The organism is Plantactinospora sp. WMMB782 (genome assembly GCF_049179135.1).
Lineage (GTDB): Bacteria > Actinomycetota > Actinomycetes > Mycobacteriales > Micromonosporaceae > Plantactinospora.
This window is the reverse complement of record NZ_JBMHMC010000007.1, coordinates 243,588-259,043: the sequence shown is the minus strand read 5'-3', so window position 1 is coordinate 259,043 and position 15,456 is coordinate 243,588. Positions and strand designations below refer to the sequence as shown.

At 73.2% G+C, this 15,456-nt stretch carries 10 protein-coding genes; 1 reads left to right on the top strand and 9 read right to left on the bottom strand.

Features of this window, described 5'->3' with window-relative positions:
* Positions 1-261 precede the first annotated feature (261 nt).
* The 3 genes from ACN28A_RS02970 to ACN28A_RS02960 all read right to left on the bottom strand — a co-directional run bounded on the left by ACN28A_RS02970 (position 262) and on the right by ACN28A_RS02960 (position 5,213).
* Positions 262-2,742 carry a transglutaminase TgpA family protein gene (locus ACN28A_RS02970; RefSeq protein WP_421392035.1) on the bottom strand — a complete coding sequence of 827 codons (2,481 nt, stop codon included), beginning with the start codon at positions 2,740-2,742 and terminating at the stop codon, positions 262-264.
* A 108-nt stretch (positions 2,743-2,850) separates the two neighbouring features.
* Entirely contained in the window at positions 2,851-4,149 is a 1,299-nt protein-coding gene (locus ACN28A_RS02965; protein ID WP_421404114.1) for a DUF58 domain-containing protein, read from the bottom strand.
* A 2-nt stretch (positions 4,150-4,151) separates the two neighbouring features.
* Positions 4,152-5,213, bottom strand: coding sequence for an AAA family ATPase (locus tag ACN28A_RS02960; protein ID WP_421392033.1), 1,062 nt, complete (start codon positions 5,211-5,213; stop codon positions 4,152-4,154).
* Positions 5,214-5,643: 430 nt separating this feature from the next.
* Between ACN28A_RS02960 and leuS the strand changes: the two genes are divergently transcribed.
* On the top strand, positions 5,644-8,487 hold the full coding sequence (leuS, locus tag ACN28A_RS02955) for a leucine--tRNA ligase (protein ID WP_421392031.1): 2,844 nt from the start codon (positions 5,644-5,646) through the stop codon (positions 8,485-8,487).
* 168 nt (positions 8,488-8,655) lie between these two features.
* Here the strand turns inward: leuS and ACN28A_RS02950 are convergent, their stop codons facing one another.
* The 6 genes from ACN28A_RS02950 to ACN28A_RS02925 all read right to left on the bottom strand — a co-directional run bounded on the left by ACN28A_RS02950 (position 8,656) and on the right by ACN28A_RS02925 (position 15,359).
* Positions 8,656-10,899: a xanthine dehydrogenase family protein molybdopterin-binding subunit gene (locus tag ACN28A_RS02950; RefSeq protein WP_421392028.1), complete on the bottom strand. Its 2,244-nt coding sequence runs from the start codon at positions 10,897-10,899 to the stop codon at positions 8,656-8,658.
* A 97-nt stretch (positions 10,900-10,996) separates the two neighbouring features.
* Positions 10,997-12,013 (bottom strand): FAD binding domain-containing protein, encoded by a 1,017-nt coding sequence (locus ACN28A_RS02945; protein ID WP_421392025.1) that lies wholly within the window; start codon positions 12,011-12,013, stop codon positions 10,997-10,999.
* Positions 12,000-12,479, bottom strand: coding sequence for a (2Fe-2S)-binding protein (locus ACN28A_RS02940; protein WP_421404112.1), 480 nt, complete (start codon positions 12,477-12,479; stop codon positions 12,000-12,002). The genes ACN28A_RS02945 and ACN28A_RS02940 overlap by 14 nt, the downstream gene beginning before the upstream one ends.
* 183 nt (positions 12,480-12,662) lie before the next feature.
* Positions 12,663-13,367, bottom strand: coding sequence for a TVP38/TMEM64 family protein (locus ACN28A_RS02935; RefSeq protein WP_421392023.1), 705 nt, complete (start codon positions 13,365-13,367; stop codon positions 12,663-12,665).
* Positions 13,364-14,122, bottom strand: a complete 759-nt coding sequence (locus ACN28A_RS02930) for a type 1 glutamine amidotransferase (protein ID WP_421392021.1) — start codon at positions 14,120-14,122, stop codon at positions 13,364-13,366. The genes ACN28A_RS02935 and ACN28A_RS02930 overlap by 4 nt, the downstream gene beginning before the upstream one ends.
* Complete coding sequence (locus ACN28A_RS02925) at positions 14,112-15,359, bottom strand: MurT ligase domain-containing protein (protein WP_421404110.1); 1,248 nt, start codon at positions 15,357-15,359, stop codon at positions 14,112-14,114. Before ACN28A_RS02925 ends, ACN28A_RS02930 begins: the two co-directional genes overlap by 11 nt.
* Between the last annotated feature and the right edge of the window lie 97 nt (positions 15,360-15,456).

Sequence of the window (15,456 nt, the reverse complement as noted above, 5' to 3'; positions counted from 1 at the left end):
GCCCCGCTGACGGTACCGCCGGGTTCCGTCCCGGCGACCTGTGGCAATTCTCCATGCCCCTGATCCGGTTGCCGGCGGCCCGCCTCCGCCGGCCCTGCCCCGTTCCCGGCCTTTCTCCCCGTTCCCGGCCCTGCCCCGTTCCCGGCGTCCGACATCCGACAGATTGCCTGGGCATGGCATAGGGCCCACCCGCGCGTTGCGGGTGGGCCCTATGCCATGTCGCCGACCCCCGGCCGGTCGACAGGCGGTACGGCTCAGAGGTCAGCGGGACGCGCGTCCGGCGAGTACCCGACGGGGATTCCAGCGCAGCAGGTGTTCCCGGAACCGGCCGGTCAGCCCGACGAAGCCGGCCGACAGGTCCACCGCCGCCAACCGCCAGCGGAACAGCACCGAGGGCGGCAGGGTGGCCGCCACCAGCCGGGTCCGCCGGTCCGCTCCGGCGCGGAGCGCCCGGCGTACCGAGCGGAGGGCGTCGGCGAGCGGACCGTGCCGCAGCGGCTCCCGGGCGTACCTGGCACGTTCCTCGGCGTGTCCGAGCAGGCGTACCGCCTCGTCGGCGCCGTCGCCGGTCAGCCCCTCCCGGACCAGCCGGTCGGCGGTGGCCCGGGGCGTCTCCGCCGGATCCACCCGGACCCGGAAGTCGACAAGGGTGTCGACCAGTTCGTCCCAGGCGGCGTGCGCGTCGGCCCGGGCCCTGGCCAGCTCGGAGTCGCTGAGCACCACCCGGGCCACCCCGGGCGCCTCGTCCCGCGCCGCCGCCACCGAGGCGAGGGTGCTGGCCGCGGCGGCGGCCCGGGCCTGCCGGCGGCGCCGCAGCAGCGCCCGGCGCAGCGCCGGCACGGTGAGCAGCAGGACCAGCAGCAGCACCCCGGCCACCACCCAGAGCGGCCAGTTCGGCCCGCTCTCCGGGGCGATCCCGGCGGTACCGTCGAACGCCTCGTCGAGCGGCCGATCCGACCCGTCCGCCGCCGACGGGCCGGCCGACGGGTCGGCGCTCGGGTCGGTCGGCGTGGTCGGGGAGGTCTGGCTCTGCTCGGGCGCGTCCGGGTCGGGCGCCCACTGGGAACGCCACGAACCGGTGATGCTGGCCGCCGGTGTCGCGTCGAACGGCACCCAGCCGATGCCTGTGAAATAGACCTCGGTCCAGGCGTGCAGGTTGTTGTTGGTGAGCGTGTACGTGTTGGCGGAGCGGTTGGCGCTGGTGAAGCCGAACGCGACCCGGGCCGGGATGCCCGCCTCGCGGACCAGCCAGGTCATCGCGGCGGCGTACTGCTGGCAGAAGCCGACCTTGTTGGTGAGGAAGTTGACGATGTCCTGCCCGCTGGTCCCGCCCTCGGTGTTCAGTGCGTAGCTGAAGCCGTTCTTCCGGGAGAAGTGGTCGTAGATCGCCCGGACCCGCTCGTAGTCGTTCCGCTTCCCGGCGGTCAGCCGGGCGACCAGCTCCTCGACCTCCCGCACCGGCTCGACAGCGGTGTAGAGCTTCCGGAAGGCGTGCTCCGGAGCCAGCGTCGGTGCCGCCGAGAGCGCCGCCGGGGTGTACTCCGAGCGGACGAAGTCGAAGGAGTACTTCCGGTTCCGCGACGACGCCCGCTCCGAGTAGACGACCTGCATTGTCGCGTCGTAGCGCCAGTTCGCGTCGACCTGGCGGAAGCCGACCGGGGTGGTGTAGACCGGCAGGAACGGCATGGCGAAGTCGAGGATCTCGACGTCCGCGCTGTAGGACTCCCGGGTGATGCCGGCGACCTCCCGGCTCACCTCGCGCGGGTCCGGCAGGCCCTGGTTCACCGGGGTCCCCTCCGGGGAGCGCGGCCCGAAGCCGGTCCGGGAGAAGTCGTCGGCGACGGCGAAGCGCAGGTAGAACGGGTCGGGGTCGTTAGTGCTCACCCGCACCATGTCGCGCTGCTCGGAGCGGTTCAGCTCGCCGCTGAGCTGGGCGAAGAGGTTCACCCGGCCCGGCGAGCCGCCCGCGCCGGCCCGACCGCTGCCGTCACCGCCACCGCCACCGGCGTTGATCTGGCTGAGCAGGCCCGAGGTCATCCCCGGTACGGCCAGCGGCAGCAGTACGGCCACCGCGACACCGATCACCGCCAGCCGCCGGCCGGCGGCGGCCAGCGGGGACGGCTCCCACACGTCCACGTCCCGCCCGTCGCCGGTGAACCGGCGTCCGAAGTGGCGGACCCGGTCGACGTTGTCGGCGGCGAGCAGCCAGAGGAAGCCGGCCGCCCCGATCACGAACGGCACCGCCGAGACGCTGTCGACGTGCACCGCCACCGGCACCGAGTAGATCGCCAGCATCGGCAGTCCGGCCAGGGCGGGACGGCGCAGCCCGACGGTGAGCAGGTCCACCACGATCGCCACCCCGCCGACGCCGAGCGCGGTCAGGAAGAGCAGCGAGTCGAGGTCCTGCACCGGTACGCCGTACGAGCGCATGTCCTCGCCGGAGCTGGCCAGCAGCGAGCCGAAGTGGGTGAGCGTGTCCGGGGTGGGCAGCAGGGCGAACAGCTCCTGCCCGCTCGGGAAGATCCAGGTCAGCCCGAACAGCAACGCCGCCACCATGCCGAGCCCCTGGGCCCAGACCGGTGCCCGCCACCAGCGGGTCAGTGTGCCGGTGCCGGCGACCAGCGCGACGACCACCGCGCACTGCACCAGCCAGGTCCACCGGTCGTAGATGGTGGACATCGGCGCGGCGGCGAGCAGGGTGGCCCCGGCCGCCACGAATCCCAGATGTCGGCGTCCCCTCATCAGCTCTTCCCGTCCGTGCCGGTACTGCCGTTCCGCCTCATCGTCGTCCCGTCCCGTCCCGTCATCCGTCGCCGGTCAGCGCACTTCGCCGGCCACTGCGCCGCCGGATCACCGCACTCCGCCGGCGACCGTCTCGGCCAGTACGGCCCGCCAGGCGAAGCCCTGCGAACCCCGGGCCGCCTGCGGCCAGAGCGCCGGCAGCTTGCTGCCGTGTTCGACCCCGACCACCCGCCAGCCGCTGCGCATCAGCCCGAGCGCGGCCGCGCCGTGCGCGTGGTTCGCCTCCTGGCGCGCCTGCGGGGTCAGGTTGAGCCAGGTGGAACTGTCCACCAGGAACGCGATGCAGGTCGCGCCGTTGCCGCGCAGCCCGGCCAGCAGGTCCGCCTCGGCGGCGGTGAGCGTGCCGAGCAGCGCGATCACCAGCCCGCCGTCGGAGCGCTGCCGGACCCGCTCGACGAGCGTCGCCACGTCGCCGCGCTGGCTGGGCCGCACCTCGGCGAGGTGGTCGAGCAGCAGCCCCTCGCCACCGGCGTCGTTCGCGCTGGCGTCGATGCCGGAGTCGCTCACCAGCCGGAGCTTGTAGCCGGCCTGCCGCAGGTGCACGGCGATGCTGGCCACCGCCGAGACCGCCCACTCGAAGCTGGCGGTCGGCCCCTCGCCCCGGTGCGCGAACGCCCGGGTGTCCAGCACCACCGTGGCCCGGCTCTCCCAGGGCTGCTCCTCCCGGCGCACCATCAGCTCACCGGTGCGGGCGGTGGACTTCCAGTGCACCCGCCGCAGGTCGTCGCCGCGCCGGTACTCCCGGGTCGCCGCGTCGTCCTCGCCGTGCACCGCGACCGAACGGGCCCGGCTCTCGCCGGTGCCCGCGTACTCGCCGGCCAGCCGGACCGAGGGGAGCGGGGTGACCTGCGGGATGACGGTGAGCGGGTCGACGCTGGGGAACGCCCGGGTCAGCTCGCAGAGCCCGAACGGGTCGGTCAGCCGGATCACCAGCGGGCCGACCTCGTAGCGGCCGCGCACGTCGGCCCGGACCGTGTACGCCACCGAACTCGCCTGGTGCGCGCCGAGACGTTCCAGCACCACCCGGGGACGGCTGCCGAGCGCGTACGGCAGCCGGTCCTCCAGCAGCAGCGTCCCGGTCGGCAGCCGGGACATGTTCTGCAAGCGGAGCACCACCCGGGAACTCGCCCCGACCGGGACCCGGTGCGGTTCCAGCGAGCGGCTGCACGCCAGCTTGTAGCGGCTGCGCCCGACGTAGAGCGCGGCGAGCAGCGGCAGTACGCCGAGCAGCACGGCGACCCGGAGCAGGTCCTTCTCGCCGAGGATCAGCGCGGAGATCGCCGCTGCCACGGCGGCGGCCAGGAAGGACCGCCCCCGGGTGGTGAGTCCGCGCAGCGCCTCGCGCACCGTCAACGCCCCCGCGGCTCGTACTGGGAGCGCCCGCTGCTGCCGTCCCCGCTCGCCGGCCGGGTGTCGTACGGCGAGCGCTGCCGCTCGTGCGGCAACGGCAGCCGGTGCACCAGGTCGGAGATGATCGCGTCGGTGGTACGCCGGGCGAGCTGCGCATCCGCGGTCGAGATCACCCGGTGCGCCAGCACCGGCACGGCGAGTGCCTGGAGATCGTCGGGAAGCACGTAGTCCCGCCCCTCCAGCGCGGCGACCGCCCGGGCGGTGCGCAGCAGCTGCAGGGTGGCCCGGGGGGAGGCGCCGAGCCGCAGGTCCGGGGCTTCCCGGGTGGCGGTGACCAGATCGACGGCGTACTGCTTGACGGCGTCGGCGACGTGCACGTCGCGGACCGTCGCGATCAGCTTCCGTACCGTCATGGCGTCGGAGACCGGGCGGAGTTCGTGGATCGGGTCCCGGCCGCCGTGCACGTCCAGCATGGCCAGCTCGGCACCCGGGTCGGGGTAGCCCATCGCGATCCGGGCGGTGAACCGGTCGCGCTGCGCCTCCGGCAGCGGATAGGTCCCCTCCATCTCGATCGGGTTCTGGGTGGCGATCACCATGAACGGCGTCTGCAGCTCGTAGGTGACCCCGTCGACGGTGACCTGCCGTTCCTCCATGCTCTCCAGCAGGGCGGACTGGGTCTTCGGCGACGCCCGGTTGATCTCGTCGCCGACCACCAGGTTGGCGAAGACGGCACCGGGCTTGAACTCGAAGTCGTGCGTCTCCTGGTTGTAGACGCTGACCCCGGTGACGTCGCTGGGCAGCAGGTCGGGGGTGAACTGGATGCGCCGGACCGAGCAGTCGATCGACCGGGCCAGCGCCTTGGCCAGCTTCGTCTTCCCGACACCGGGTACGTCCTCGATCAGGAGGTGGCCCTCGGCCAGCAGTACGGCGAGTGCGAGCCGGACCGTCGCGGTCTTGCCCTCGATGACCTCTTCGATGTTGGCCACGATCGCGTCGCTGGCGGCGCGGAACTGGTCGCTCGGCAGTGCGCCACCCAGTTCGTCCCAGGTCTGTGAAGTCACGGGCCTCCTCCTCGTCGGTCACGGCCGCCGCCTATAGAGAGTCGCTGGACCGGCCGGATGGTTCGCGGGAGAATACGTCCGTCCGGAGTAACCGGATCACCCGCATCACTCAGGCTAGCCGCATTCGGCGGGAGAGCCGAGCACACCCGGGAGGCCGGGGCGGCCCGACGGCCGGTATCGGGTGCGACAGCCCTGCACCGGGCGCGGTACGATGACCCCATGTCCAGGGTCCACCTGCTCCTTAGCGAGCCGTGCTGACGCGACAGACAGCGACAGCACGGCCACCCCTCCTGCGTGAGGGGCTTTTTTATGCCCGGAGAACGGACCCGGCCCACAAACCTGAACACCCGGCCCACAAACCTGAATTCGGCGCTCAGCCAGCCCCCGGTCGACCAGGGCGAGCGATGAGGCGACGTAGCGAGGAGACGACATGACGACCGAGGCAGCCGAGTCGGCGGCGGACATCCCGCCGTACCGGTACACGGCCGGGCTGGCCGGCGAGATCGAGACCCGCTGGCAGGACCGGTGGGCGGAGCGGGGCACCTTCCGGGCGCCCAACCCGGTCGGCCCGCTGGCCGACCCGGGCCACCCCCGGGCGGACGCCGAGAAGCTGTTCGTGCTGGACATGTTCCCGTACCCGTCCGGGGCGGGACTGCACGTCGGGCATCCGCTGGGCTACATCGGCACCGACTGCTACGCCCGCTACCAGCGGATGGTCGGGCGCAACGTGCTGCACACCATGGGCTTCGACGCGTTCGGGCTGCCCGCCGAGCAGTACGCGGTGATGACCGGCACCCACCCCCGGACCACCACCGAATCGAACATCACCTACTACCGCGCCCAGCTGCGCCGGCTGGGACTGGGGCACGACGACCGCCGTTCGGTGGCGACCATCGACACCGACTACTACCGCTGGACGCAGTGGATCTTCCTGCAGATCTACAACTCCTGGTACGACAGCGCCGCCGGCCGGGCCCGGCCGATCGCCGAGCTGGTCGCCGAGTTCGCCGCGGGGACCCGGGCCACCCCGGACGGCCGGGGCTGGGCCGAGCTGTCCGCGGCCGAGCGGCGGCGGGTCGTCGACGACCACCGGCTGGCGTACGTCTCGGAGGCGCCGGTCAACTGGTGCCCGGGGCTGGGCACGGTGCTGGCGAACGAGGAGGTGACTCCGGACGGCCGGTCGGACCGGGGCAACTACCCGGTCTTCAAGCGCAACCTGAAGCAGTGGATGATGCGGATCACCGCGTACGGCGACCGGCTGATCGAGGACCTGGACGCGCTGGACTGGCCCGAGCCGATCAAGCTGCAACAGCGGAACTGGATCGGCCGGTCCACCGGCGCGCACATCGACTTCCCGACCGCCGCCGCCCCGATCCGGGTCTTCACCACCCGGCCGGACACCGTCTTCGGGGCCACCTACATGGTGCTGGCCCCGGAGCACCCGCTGGTCGAGACGCTGGCCGGTCAGACCTGGCCGGAGGGAACCAGAGCTGCCTGGACCGGCGGCCAGCCCACCCCCCGGGCCGCCGTGGACGCCTACCGGAAGGCGGCCGGCGCCAAGACCGACATCGAGCGGCAGGCGGAGAACCGGGAGAAGACCGGCGTCTTCGTCGGGGCGTACGCCACCAACCCGGTGAGCGGCGCACAGATCCCGATCTTCATCGCCGACTACGTGCTGGCCGGCTACGGCACCGGGGCGATCATGGCGGTTCCCGGGCAGGACGAGCGGGACTGGGAGTTCGCCGAGGTCTTCGAGCTGCCGATCGTGCGTACCGTGCAGCCGCCGGAGAACTTCGACGGCAAGGCGTACACCGGGGAGGGGCCGGCGATCAACAGCGCCGCGCCGGACCGCGGCCTGGACCTGAACGGGCTGTTCGTCGCCGACGCCAAGGCCAGGGCCATCGAGTGGCTGGAGGCGAACGGGTACGGCTCCGGCGCGGTCACCTACCGGCTGCGGGACTGGCTGTTCAGCCGGCAGCGGTACTGGGGTGAGCCGTTCCCGATCGTCTACGACGAGCAGGGCAACCCGCACGCGCTGCCCTCCTCGATGCTGCCGGTCGAGCTGCCCGAGGTCGACGACTTCGCGCCGCGCACCTTCGACCCGGACGACGCCGACTCCGACCCGGAGACCCCGCTGTCCCGGCGCAAGGACTGGGTCGAGGTCGAGCTGGACCTGGGCGACGGGCCGAAGCGGTACACCCGGGAGACGAACGTGATGCCGCAGTGGGCCGGCTCCTGCTGGTACGAGCTGCGCTACCTGGACCCGACGAATCCCGACCGGTTCGTCGACCCGGCCAACGAGCGGTACTGGATGGGCCCGCAGTCGCCCGGCGACCCCGGTGGGGTCGACCTGTACGTCGGCGGCCAGGAACACGCCGTGCTGCACCTGCTGTACGCCCGCTTCTGGCACAAGGTGCTGTACGACCTGGGCCACGTCTCGTCCTTCGAGCCGTACCGCCGGCTGTACAACCAGGGCATGATCCAGGCGTACGCCTACCAGGACGACCGGGGCAGCTACGTCGAGGCGGCCGAGGTCAAGGACGACGACGGCCGCTACTACTTCGGTGACCAGCAGGTCACCCGGGTGTACGGCAAGATGGGCAAGTCGCTGCGGAACGTGGTGACCCCGGACGAGATGTGCGAGTCGTACGGCGCCGACACCTTCCGGGTCTACGAGATGTCGATGGGACCGCTGGACGTCTCCCGGCCCTGGGAGACCCGGGCGGTGGTCGGGGCGTACCGGTTCCTGCAGCGGGTCTGGCGGACCGTGGTCGACGAGCAGACCGGCGAGCTGCGGGTCACCGACGCGCCGGCCGACGAGCAGACCCGCCGGCTGCTGCACCGGATCGTCGACGGGGTCCGGAGCGACCTGGACGGCATCCGGATGAACACCGCGATCGCCAAGCTGATCGAGCTGACCAACGCGCTGACCCGACTGGACGCCACCCCCCGCGAGGTGGCCGAGCCGCTGCTGCTGATGCTGTCGCCGTTCGCCCCGCACATCGCCGAGGAGCTGTGGGAGCGGCTGGGGCACAGCGGGTCGCTGGCGTACGAGGCGTTCCCGGTGGCCGACCCGAGCCTGCTGGTCGCCGAGACGGTGACGTACCCGGTGCAGGTCAACGGCAAGGTGCGGGGCCGGGTGGAGGTGCCGGCGGAGGCGGCCGAGGAGGCGATCCGGTCCGCCGCGCTGGCCGCGGTCGCCGAACACCTGGCCGGCCGCGAGCCCCGCAAGGTGATCGTGGTCCCGGGCCGGATGGTGAGCGTGGTCGGCTGACCGCTCCCACCCGCCCGGCGGGCTTCCGGGCCGCCTGCCCGGCGGGCTTCCGGGATCGACCTGGACACCAGAGGCGCTACCCGGCCCGGGTAGCGCCTCTGGTGTCCAGGTGAGCGTGCCGGGCGCGGCGGGGAGGGGCGGGGATAGGCGGGGAGGGTGCGGCAGGCGTCAGAGTAGGTCTTCGACGGTGATGGGCAGGTGTCGGATCCGGCGGCCGGTGGCGTGGTGGACGGCGTTGGCGATCGCGGCGGCGGCGCCGACCACGCCGATCTCGCCCACCCCCTTCACCCCGAGCGGGTTGACCACCGGATCGGGCACCTCGATCACCTCGACCGTGACGTCCGGGGCGTCGATGTTCAGCGGCACCAGGTAGTCGGCGAGGTTGGCGTTGGCCCAGCGCCCGGTGTGCGGGTCCATCCGGGTCGCCTCCAGCAGCGCCTGGCTCAACCCCCACAGCATCCCGCCCATCAGTTGCCCGTGCACGGTCCGGCGGTTCAGCACCCGGCCGGGGGCGAAGACGCCGACCATCCGGCGTACCCGGACCAGGCCCAGGTCGGCGTCGACCGCCACCTCGGCGAACTGGGCGCCGAAGGTCTGCATCGCGTGGTCGGTCGTCTCCGGCAGGACCGGCTGCCAGGTGCCCACCGTCTCCACGTCCGAGACGTGGTTGCGGGTGAGCAGCTCGGCGTAGGTCTCGCCGACCTCGGGCCGGTCGCGCAGGCACATCCGGCCGTCGCGTACCACCACCCCGGCCGGGTCGGCGCCGTGCAGCGGTGACTGCCGGTCCGCCACCGCCTGCCCGACGAGCTGGTCGCGCAGCCCGGTGCAGGCCAGGTGTACCGGTGAACTGGTCGACGACGCGCCGGCCGAGCCGACCGCGGCGGCGATGTTCGGCAGGTCGGTGCTGCCGCCGACGAACCGTACCCGGTCGAACGGCAGGCCGAGGCCGTCCGCCGCCACCTGGGTCATCGCGGTCAGCGCGCCGGTGCCGAACTCGGAGATGCCGGCCTCGACGACGGCGCTGCCGTCGATGTACATCCGGGCCCGGGCCCGCTGCGGGGTGATCGGGGCGGCCACCGGGTAGGCGGCGGTGGCCATGCCGGTGCCGATCAGCAGGTCCCCCTCCCGCCGGCTGCCGGGGGTCGGGTCGCGGTCGGCCCAGCCGAAGAGTTCGGCGCCGCGCTGGTAGCACTCCCGCAGCCCCTTGCTCGACCACGGCCGGCCGGTGTCCGGGTCGGTGTCGGCGTGGTTGCGCAGCCGCAGCTCCAGCGGGTCGACCCCGGTGGCGTACGCCAGCTCGTCCATCGCGGACTCCAGCGCGAACATCCCGGTCGCCTTGCCGGGGGCCCGGGTGACGGTCGGGGTGATGGTGTTGCCCCGGACCAGTCGGTAGGCGCCGGCGTAGTTCGGCGCGGCGTAGGTGGCCGAGACCGTCTCCAGGGAGGGCTCGGCCCAGTCGTCGAAGGGCGAGGTGAGCGAGATCTTGTCGTGGGTGAGCGCCACCAGCCGCCCGTCCCGGTCGGCGCCGAGCCGGATCCGCTGCTCCTGCTCCTCCCGGTGGCCGCAGGAGTGGAACATCTGGTCCCGGCTGAGGACGAGCCGGACCGGCCGGCCGAGTTGGCGGGCGGCGAGCGCGGCGAGGGTGACGTGCGGCCAGATCAGTCCCTTGCAGCCGAAGCCGCCGCCGACGTAGTGGCTGACCACCCGGATCCGGGTCGCCGCCAGGCCGAGCAGCTCGGCGACACTGAGCTGGGTGGCGGTCGGCCCCTGGGTCGAGTCGTAGAGGGTGAGCCGGTCGGCGTCGTCCCAGACGGCGGTGGTCGTCGACGCCTCCAGCGGGTTGTGGTGGTTGGCCGCGAACCGGTACGTCAGGTCGAGGCGCACCTCGGCGTCCCGCAGTGCCGCCTCCGGGTCGCCCCGGGTCGGGTTCCGGCCGGGCAGCAGCCCGCCGAAGATCCGCTCCGGTTCGTACGCCCGGTCACGCCCCTGGTCGAGCAGGGTCGTCGAGGGCAGCTCGGCGTACGTCGGCTGGACCAGGCTGCCGGCGTACTCGGCCCGCTCGATCGTGTCGGCGACGACCATCGCGACCGGCTGCCCGGCGTAGTGCACCACGTCGTCCTGCATCGGGAAGAAGCTCTGCCCGTGCGCGACCAGCCCACCCAGCGACGGGAAGAGCTTCGGCGCGGCGGCGACCCTGGGCAGGTCGAGGTGGGTGAGGACCGCGTGCACGCCGTCGGCGACGCTGGCCTGCCGGCAGTCGATTCCGACGATCCGGCCGCTCGGCACCTCGGCACCGACGAGTACCGCGTGGGCCAGGCCGGGCAGGTTCAGCTCGCCGGAGTACCGGGCCGTGCCGGTGACCTTGGCGCGGCCGTCCACCCGGTCGAGGGCGGCCCCGAGCACCGGACTCATCTGCCTGCTCCGCTCACTGTGGGCTCCCGTCGTCGCGCACCGGCTCCCCGTCGTCGCGCACCGGCTCCCCGTCGTCGCACCGCGGTGGGTTCCCGGCTCACGGTGGGTTCCCGTCGTCGCTGACCATCCGGGCGTCGCCGGTGACCGTGCGCAGCGCCCGGACGACAGTACGGCGGGCAAGTTCGATCTTGTACGCGTTCATCCCGTGCGACACCGCGCCGGCCAGTTCCGCGTCGGCGGCCGCCCGGAACGACTCCACGGTGGCCGGGGCGCCGACCAGCACCGACTCGGCCCGCCGGGCCCGCCACGGTTTCGTGGCGATCCCGCCCAGCCCCAGCCGTACCCCGGTGACCACCCCGGCGTCCAGCGAGACGGCGACGGCCGCCGAGGCGAGCGCGAACTCGTACGACTCCCGGTCCCGCACCTTCAGGTAGATCGAGGTGCTGGCCATCGGCAGCGGCGGGATCTCCACCGCCACCACGAGTTCGCCGTGCGCCACCGGGTGTTCCCGGTCCGGGGTCTGGCCGGGTTCGAGGTAGAAGTCGTCGGCGGGGATCTGCCGGTGCCCGCCCGGACCCTGGGTGAGCAGCACGGCGTCCAACGCGACGAGCGCGACGGCCAGGTCCGACGGGTGGGTGGCGATGCAGTGTTCGCTGGTGCCGAGGATCGCGTGGCCCCGGTTGACCCCGTGCACCGCCGAGCAGCCGGTGCCCGGCTCGCGCTTGTTGCAGGGTGCCGCCACGTCCCGGAAGTAGCCGCAGCGGGTCCGCTGCATCAGGTTGCCGCCGATCGAGGCCATGTTGCGCAGTTGCGGTGAGGCGCTGAGCAGCAGGGCCTGGGAGACCATCGGGAACCGGCGGCGGACCGGCAGGGCCTGGGCGACGTCGCTCATCCGGGCGACGGCGCCGATCCGTACCCCGCCGCCGGGCAGTTCCTCGACCCGGCGCAGCGGCAGGTCGTTGATGTCCACCAGCCGGCTGGACCGGGCGACGTGGATGCGTTGCAGGTCGACCTCGGTGGTGCCGCCGGCCAGGAAGGTGCTGCCCGGGTCGGCGGCGACCGTGCCGATCGCGGTGGCCACGTCGGCAACCCGGGAGTAGCTAACCGGCCGCATCGGGCCCACCCGTCCCGGCCTGCTCGCAGACCTGCCGGATCGCGGCCCGGATGTTCGGGTACGCCGCACACCGGCAGATGTTGCCGCTCATCCACTCCCGGATCGCCGCGTCGTCCGTCGGGTGCCCCTCGGCGAGGAACGCCACCGCCGACATGATCTGCCCCGGGGTGCAGTACCCGCACTGGAAGGCGTCCTGGCTGACGAAGGCCGACTGCATCGGGTGCGGTTCACCGCCGTCGGCGAGTCCCTCGATCGTGGTGATCTCCCGGGTCTCGCAGGCGATCGCCAGGGTGAGGCAGGCCAGTACCCGCCGTTTGTCGACCCAGACCGTGCAGGCGCCGCAGGCACCCTGGTTGCAGCCCTTCTTGGTGCCGGTCAGGTCGAGCCGGTCGCGCAGCGCGTCCAGCAGGCTGACCCGGGGCTCGACCAGGAGGTTGCGCAGGGTGCCGTTGACGGTCAGCCGCACGACCACCGCGTTCGGGCCGCGCACCACGGCGGTGTCGGGGACCTGGACCGCAGCGGCTGTCTCGGCGTACGACTTCACCCCGTCACCTCGCTGTACTCCGGTGTGGACGAACGTGCCCGGGGCGGACCTGTCCGGTGGGTCGCTTGGGGCGCGATGCCGGACCAGACTATCGCCAATTGCCACTTATGGGGCAGATAACCCGGATCGCCTCGACGTCCTCGTCCCGCGACGCTCCGCCCGCCACCAGCGCACCGCCAGCACGGCGGTGGCGACCAGGCCAAGTGCGCCCGGAGTGACCGCCAGCCAGTGCACCTCGTCCGGGGAGACGGCCGCGGCACCCACCGCCGCGTAGCCGAACGCGGACGGGGTGGCGGCCAGCACGCTGCCCAGCAGGAACGGTGCCAGCCGGGCACCGGTGGTGCCGTAGCCGTAGCTGATCAGACCGAACCCGCCGACCGGGAGCAGCCGGACGCTTATCACCCCGAGCACGCTCTGCCGGGCGAACCAGCCGTCCAGCCGGGCCAGCCGGCCGCGTACCCGTTCCGCGACGAACTCCCGACCGAGCAGCCGGCCGACCGCGAAGCCGGCGAGCGCGGCGAGCAGGGCGGCGGCCAGCGTGTAGCCGGCGCCGAGCAGCGGCCCGAAGATCGCCCCCCAGACCACCGTGATCGCGGTCCGGGGGACCAGCACGACAAGCAGCAGCGCGCCGCCGCCGATCGCGGCGACCGGGGCCAGCGGGCCGAGCCGGTCGGCCAGCCGGGGCAGCTCGGCCACCTCGGGCCGGGGCGCCAGCAGCAGCACCAGCCCGAAGAGGCCGAGCACCAGCAGCAGCAGACTGAACCGCGCGACCGACCGCTGCCGGAGCAGGTGCCGGACGCGTCCGGTCACTGCCGGACGGCGGCCAGGGCCGCGCTGCGCTCGGCGCGCAGCCGATCCGACCAGGTGTCGTCGAGCGGCGGAAGCTGCGGCGTGCCGATCGCCCAGCGCAGCAGCAGGTCCGCCAGGGCCGGGTTGCGGGCCAGGGCCGGACCGTGCGAGTACGTGCCGAGCAGCTTGCCCCGCCACGCCCCCTCGGTACTCCCGTCGTTGCCGACCCCGGTGCTGACCCGGGCCAGCGGGGCGACCCCGGCACCGAGGTGGGTACGCCCGCCGTGGTTCTCGAAGCCGCTCAGCGGCGGCAGCCCGAGCCGGGGGTCGATGGCACCGGCCAGCTCGCCGACGGCCCGGGACGGACCCCGGTCGGAGTGCAGGTCCAGCAGGTCCAGACCGGCGCACTTGGCGCCCTTGGCGAAGAACGAGCCGCCCAGCAGCTGGTAGCCGGCGCAGACCCCGAAGACCACCGAACCCTGGTCGGCGGCCCGGCGCAGCCCGCCGTCGGCGATCAGCCGCTGCGCGCCCAGCGCCTGCGGACCGTCCTCGCCGCCGCCGAGCAGGTAGATGTCGGCCGCGACCGGCAGCCGCTGGTCGGAGCGGATCTCGAGGCACTCCACCGGCAGGCCGCGCAGCTCCGCCCGGCGGGCCAGGATCAGCATGTTGCCCCGGTCCCCGTAGGTGGAGAGCAGGTCCGGATAGATCCAGACGATCCGCAGGTTGCTCTCTCCGCCGGGCTGACCGGGGGTGCGGTAGGCGGGATCAGTTGACACGGTCCAACTCCGCTCGGATGTCCTGGAACGCCGTGTAGTTGGCGATGACCTCGAGCCGGCCCGGCGGGACGCTCGTGATCGCTTCGGTGAAGGTCCTGACGTGCTGGAACGGTACGCCGTTGACGTCCAGCCGCACCGCCAGGTCGTACGCCCGGTCGCCGGTGATCAGCACCTGCCGGCCGCGCAGCGGGGCGAAGTCGACGTCGAACAGCCAGGAGGTGTCCAGCCCGTCGGGGTCCCGGGCGTTTATCGACAGCAGGGTCGGCGCCTCGTCCGCCATGTCGAACGCCTCCAGCCAGCTCGCCGGGTTCTTCGCCAGCAGCAGCCGGATCGTCCGGCCGTCCCGGACCACCTGGGCGTACCGGCCGGCGACCGAGGCGACCCCGCCGAGCCGGGACACCGCGTCGGTCGGGCGTACGCCGAACTCGGCGGCCACCGCCAGCGCGGTCGCCGCGTTGCCGAGGTTGACCCGGCCGGGCAGTTGCAGCACCACCTTGTGCCAGTCACCGGCGGGGTCGAGCACGCCGTCGTCCTCAACCACCCACTGCGGCTCCGGCCGGCGCAGCCAGCAGCCGGTGCACCACCACTGGTCGGACATCCGCTCGATCGGGGCGCCGCACTCGGGGCAGACCCAGGAGTCGTCGTGCCAGCGCTGGCCGGCGCTGAACCAGGTGACCGGCGCCGGGGTCACCTGCGGGCTGCGGGCCGCCGGCGGGGTCGCCGCCCAGACCACCATCGGGTCGTCGGCGTTGGCGACCACCCGTACCGACGGGTGCCGGACCAGGGCTGCCCGCCAGAGCTGGGCCATCATCGCCACCTCCTTGGCCCGGTCGAGCTGGTCCCGGGAGAGGTTGAGCAGCGCCACCACCCGGGGCTCGGTCGCCTCCAGCACCTGCGCCAGGTAGTGCTCGTCCACCTCCAGCACCGCGTACGGCGTCGCGCCGGCCTTGGCCAGCGCCGAGGTGTGCCCGGTCGGCATGTTCGCGCCGAACGAGTTGGTCGCCACCTGGCCGAGTACGCCGACCGCCGCCGCCGTCAGCCGGGTGGTGGTGGTCTTGCCGTTGGTCCCCGACACCAGCGCGATGGCCCGGCCGGACGCCAGGTGGGCCAGGAGGTCCGGATCGATCTTGAGACCGATCCACCCGCCGATCACCGAGCCGTCACCCCGGCCGGCGGCCCGGGAGAGGGCCGCGGCGGTGCGCGATACCGAACTGGCCACTTTTGCCCGGAGAGGCATCTTCCCGTCCGTCACGCGAGCGAGGTTACCGGACGCCGCCGGTTGCGGAACCGTCGCACGAAAGTACCCGTTGACCGGGCCGGCGCCGTCGTCCCGC

Coding starts and splice junctions, on each gene's coding strand:
- ACN28A_RS02950 (WP_421392028.1), bottom strand. CDS start 10,899: ATGAGTCCGGTGCTCGGGGCCGCCCTCGACCGGGTGGACGGCCGCGCC.
- ACN28A_RS02945 (WP_421392025.1), bottom strand. CDS start 12,013: ATGCGGCCGGTTAGCTACTCCCGGGTTGCCGACGTGGCCACCGCGATC.
- leuS (WP_421392031.1), top strand. CDS start 5,644: ATGACGACCGAGGCAGCCGAGTCGGCGGCGGACATCCCGCCGTACCGG.
- ACN28A_RS02925 (WP_421404110.1), bottom strand. CDS start 15,359: ATGCCTCTCCGGGCAAAAGTGGCCAGTTCGGTATCGCGCACCGCCGCG.
- ACN28A_RS02970 (WP_421392035.1), bottom strand. CDS start 2,742: ATGAGGGGACGCCGACATCTGGGATTCGTGGCGGCCGGGGCCACCCTG.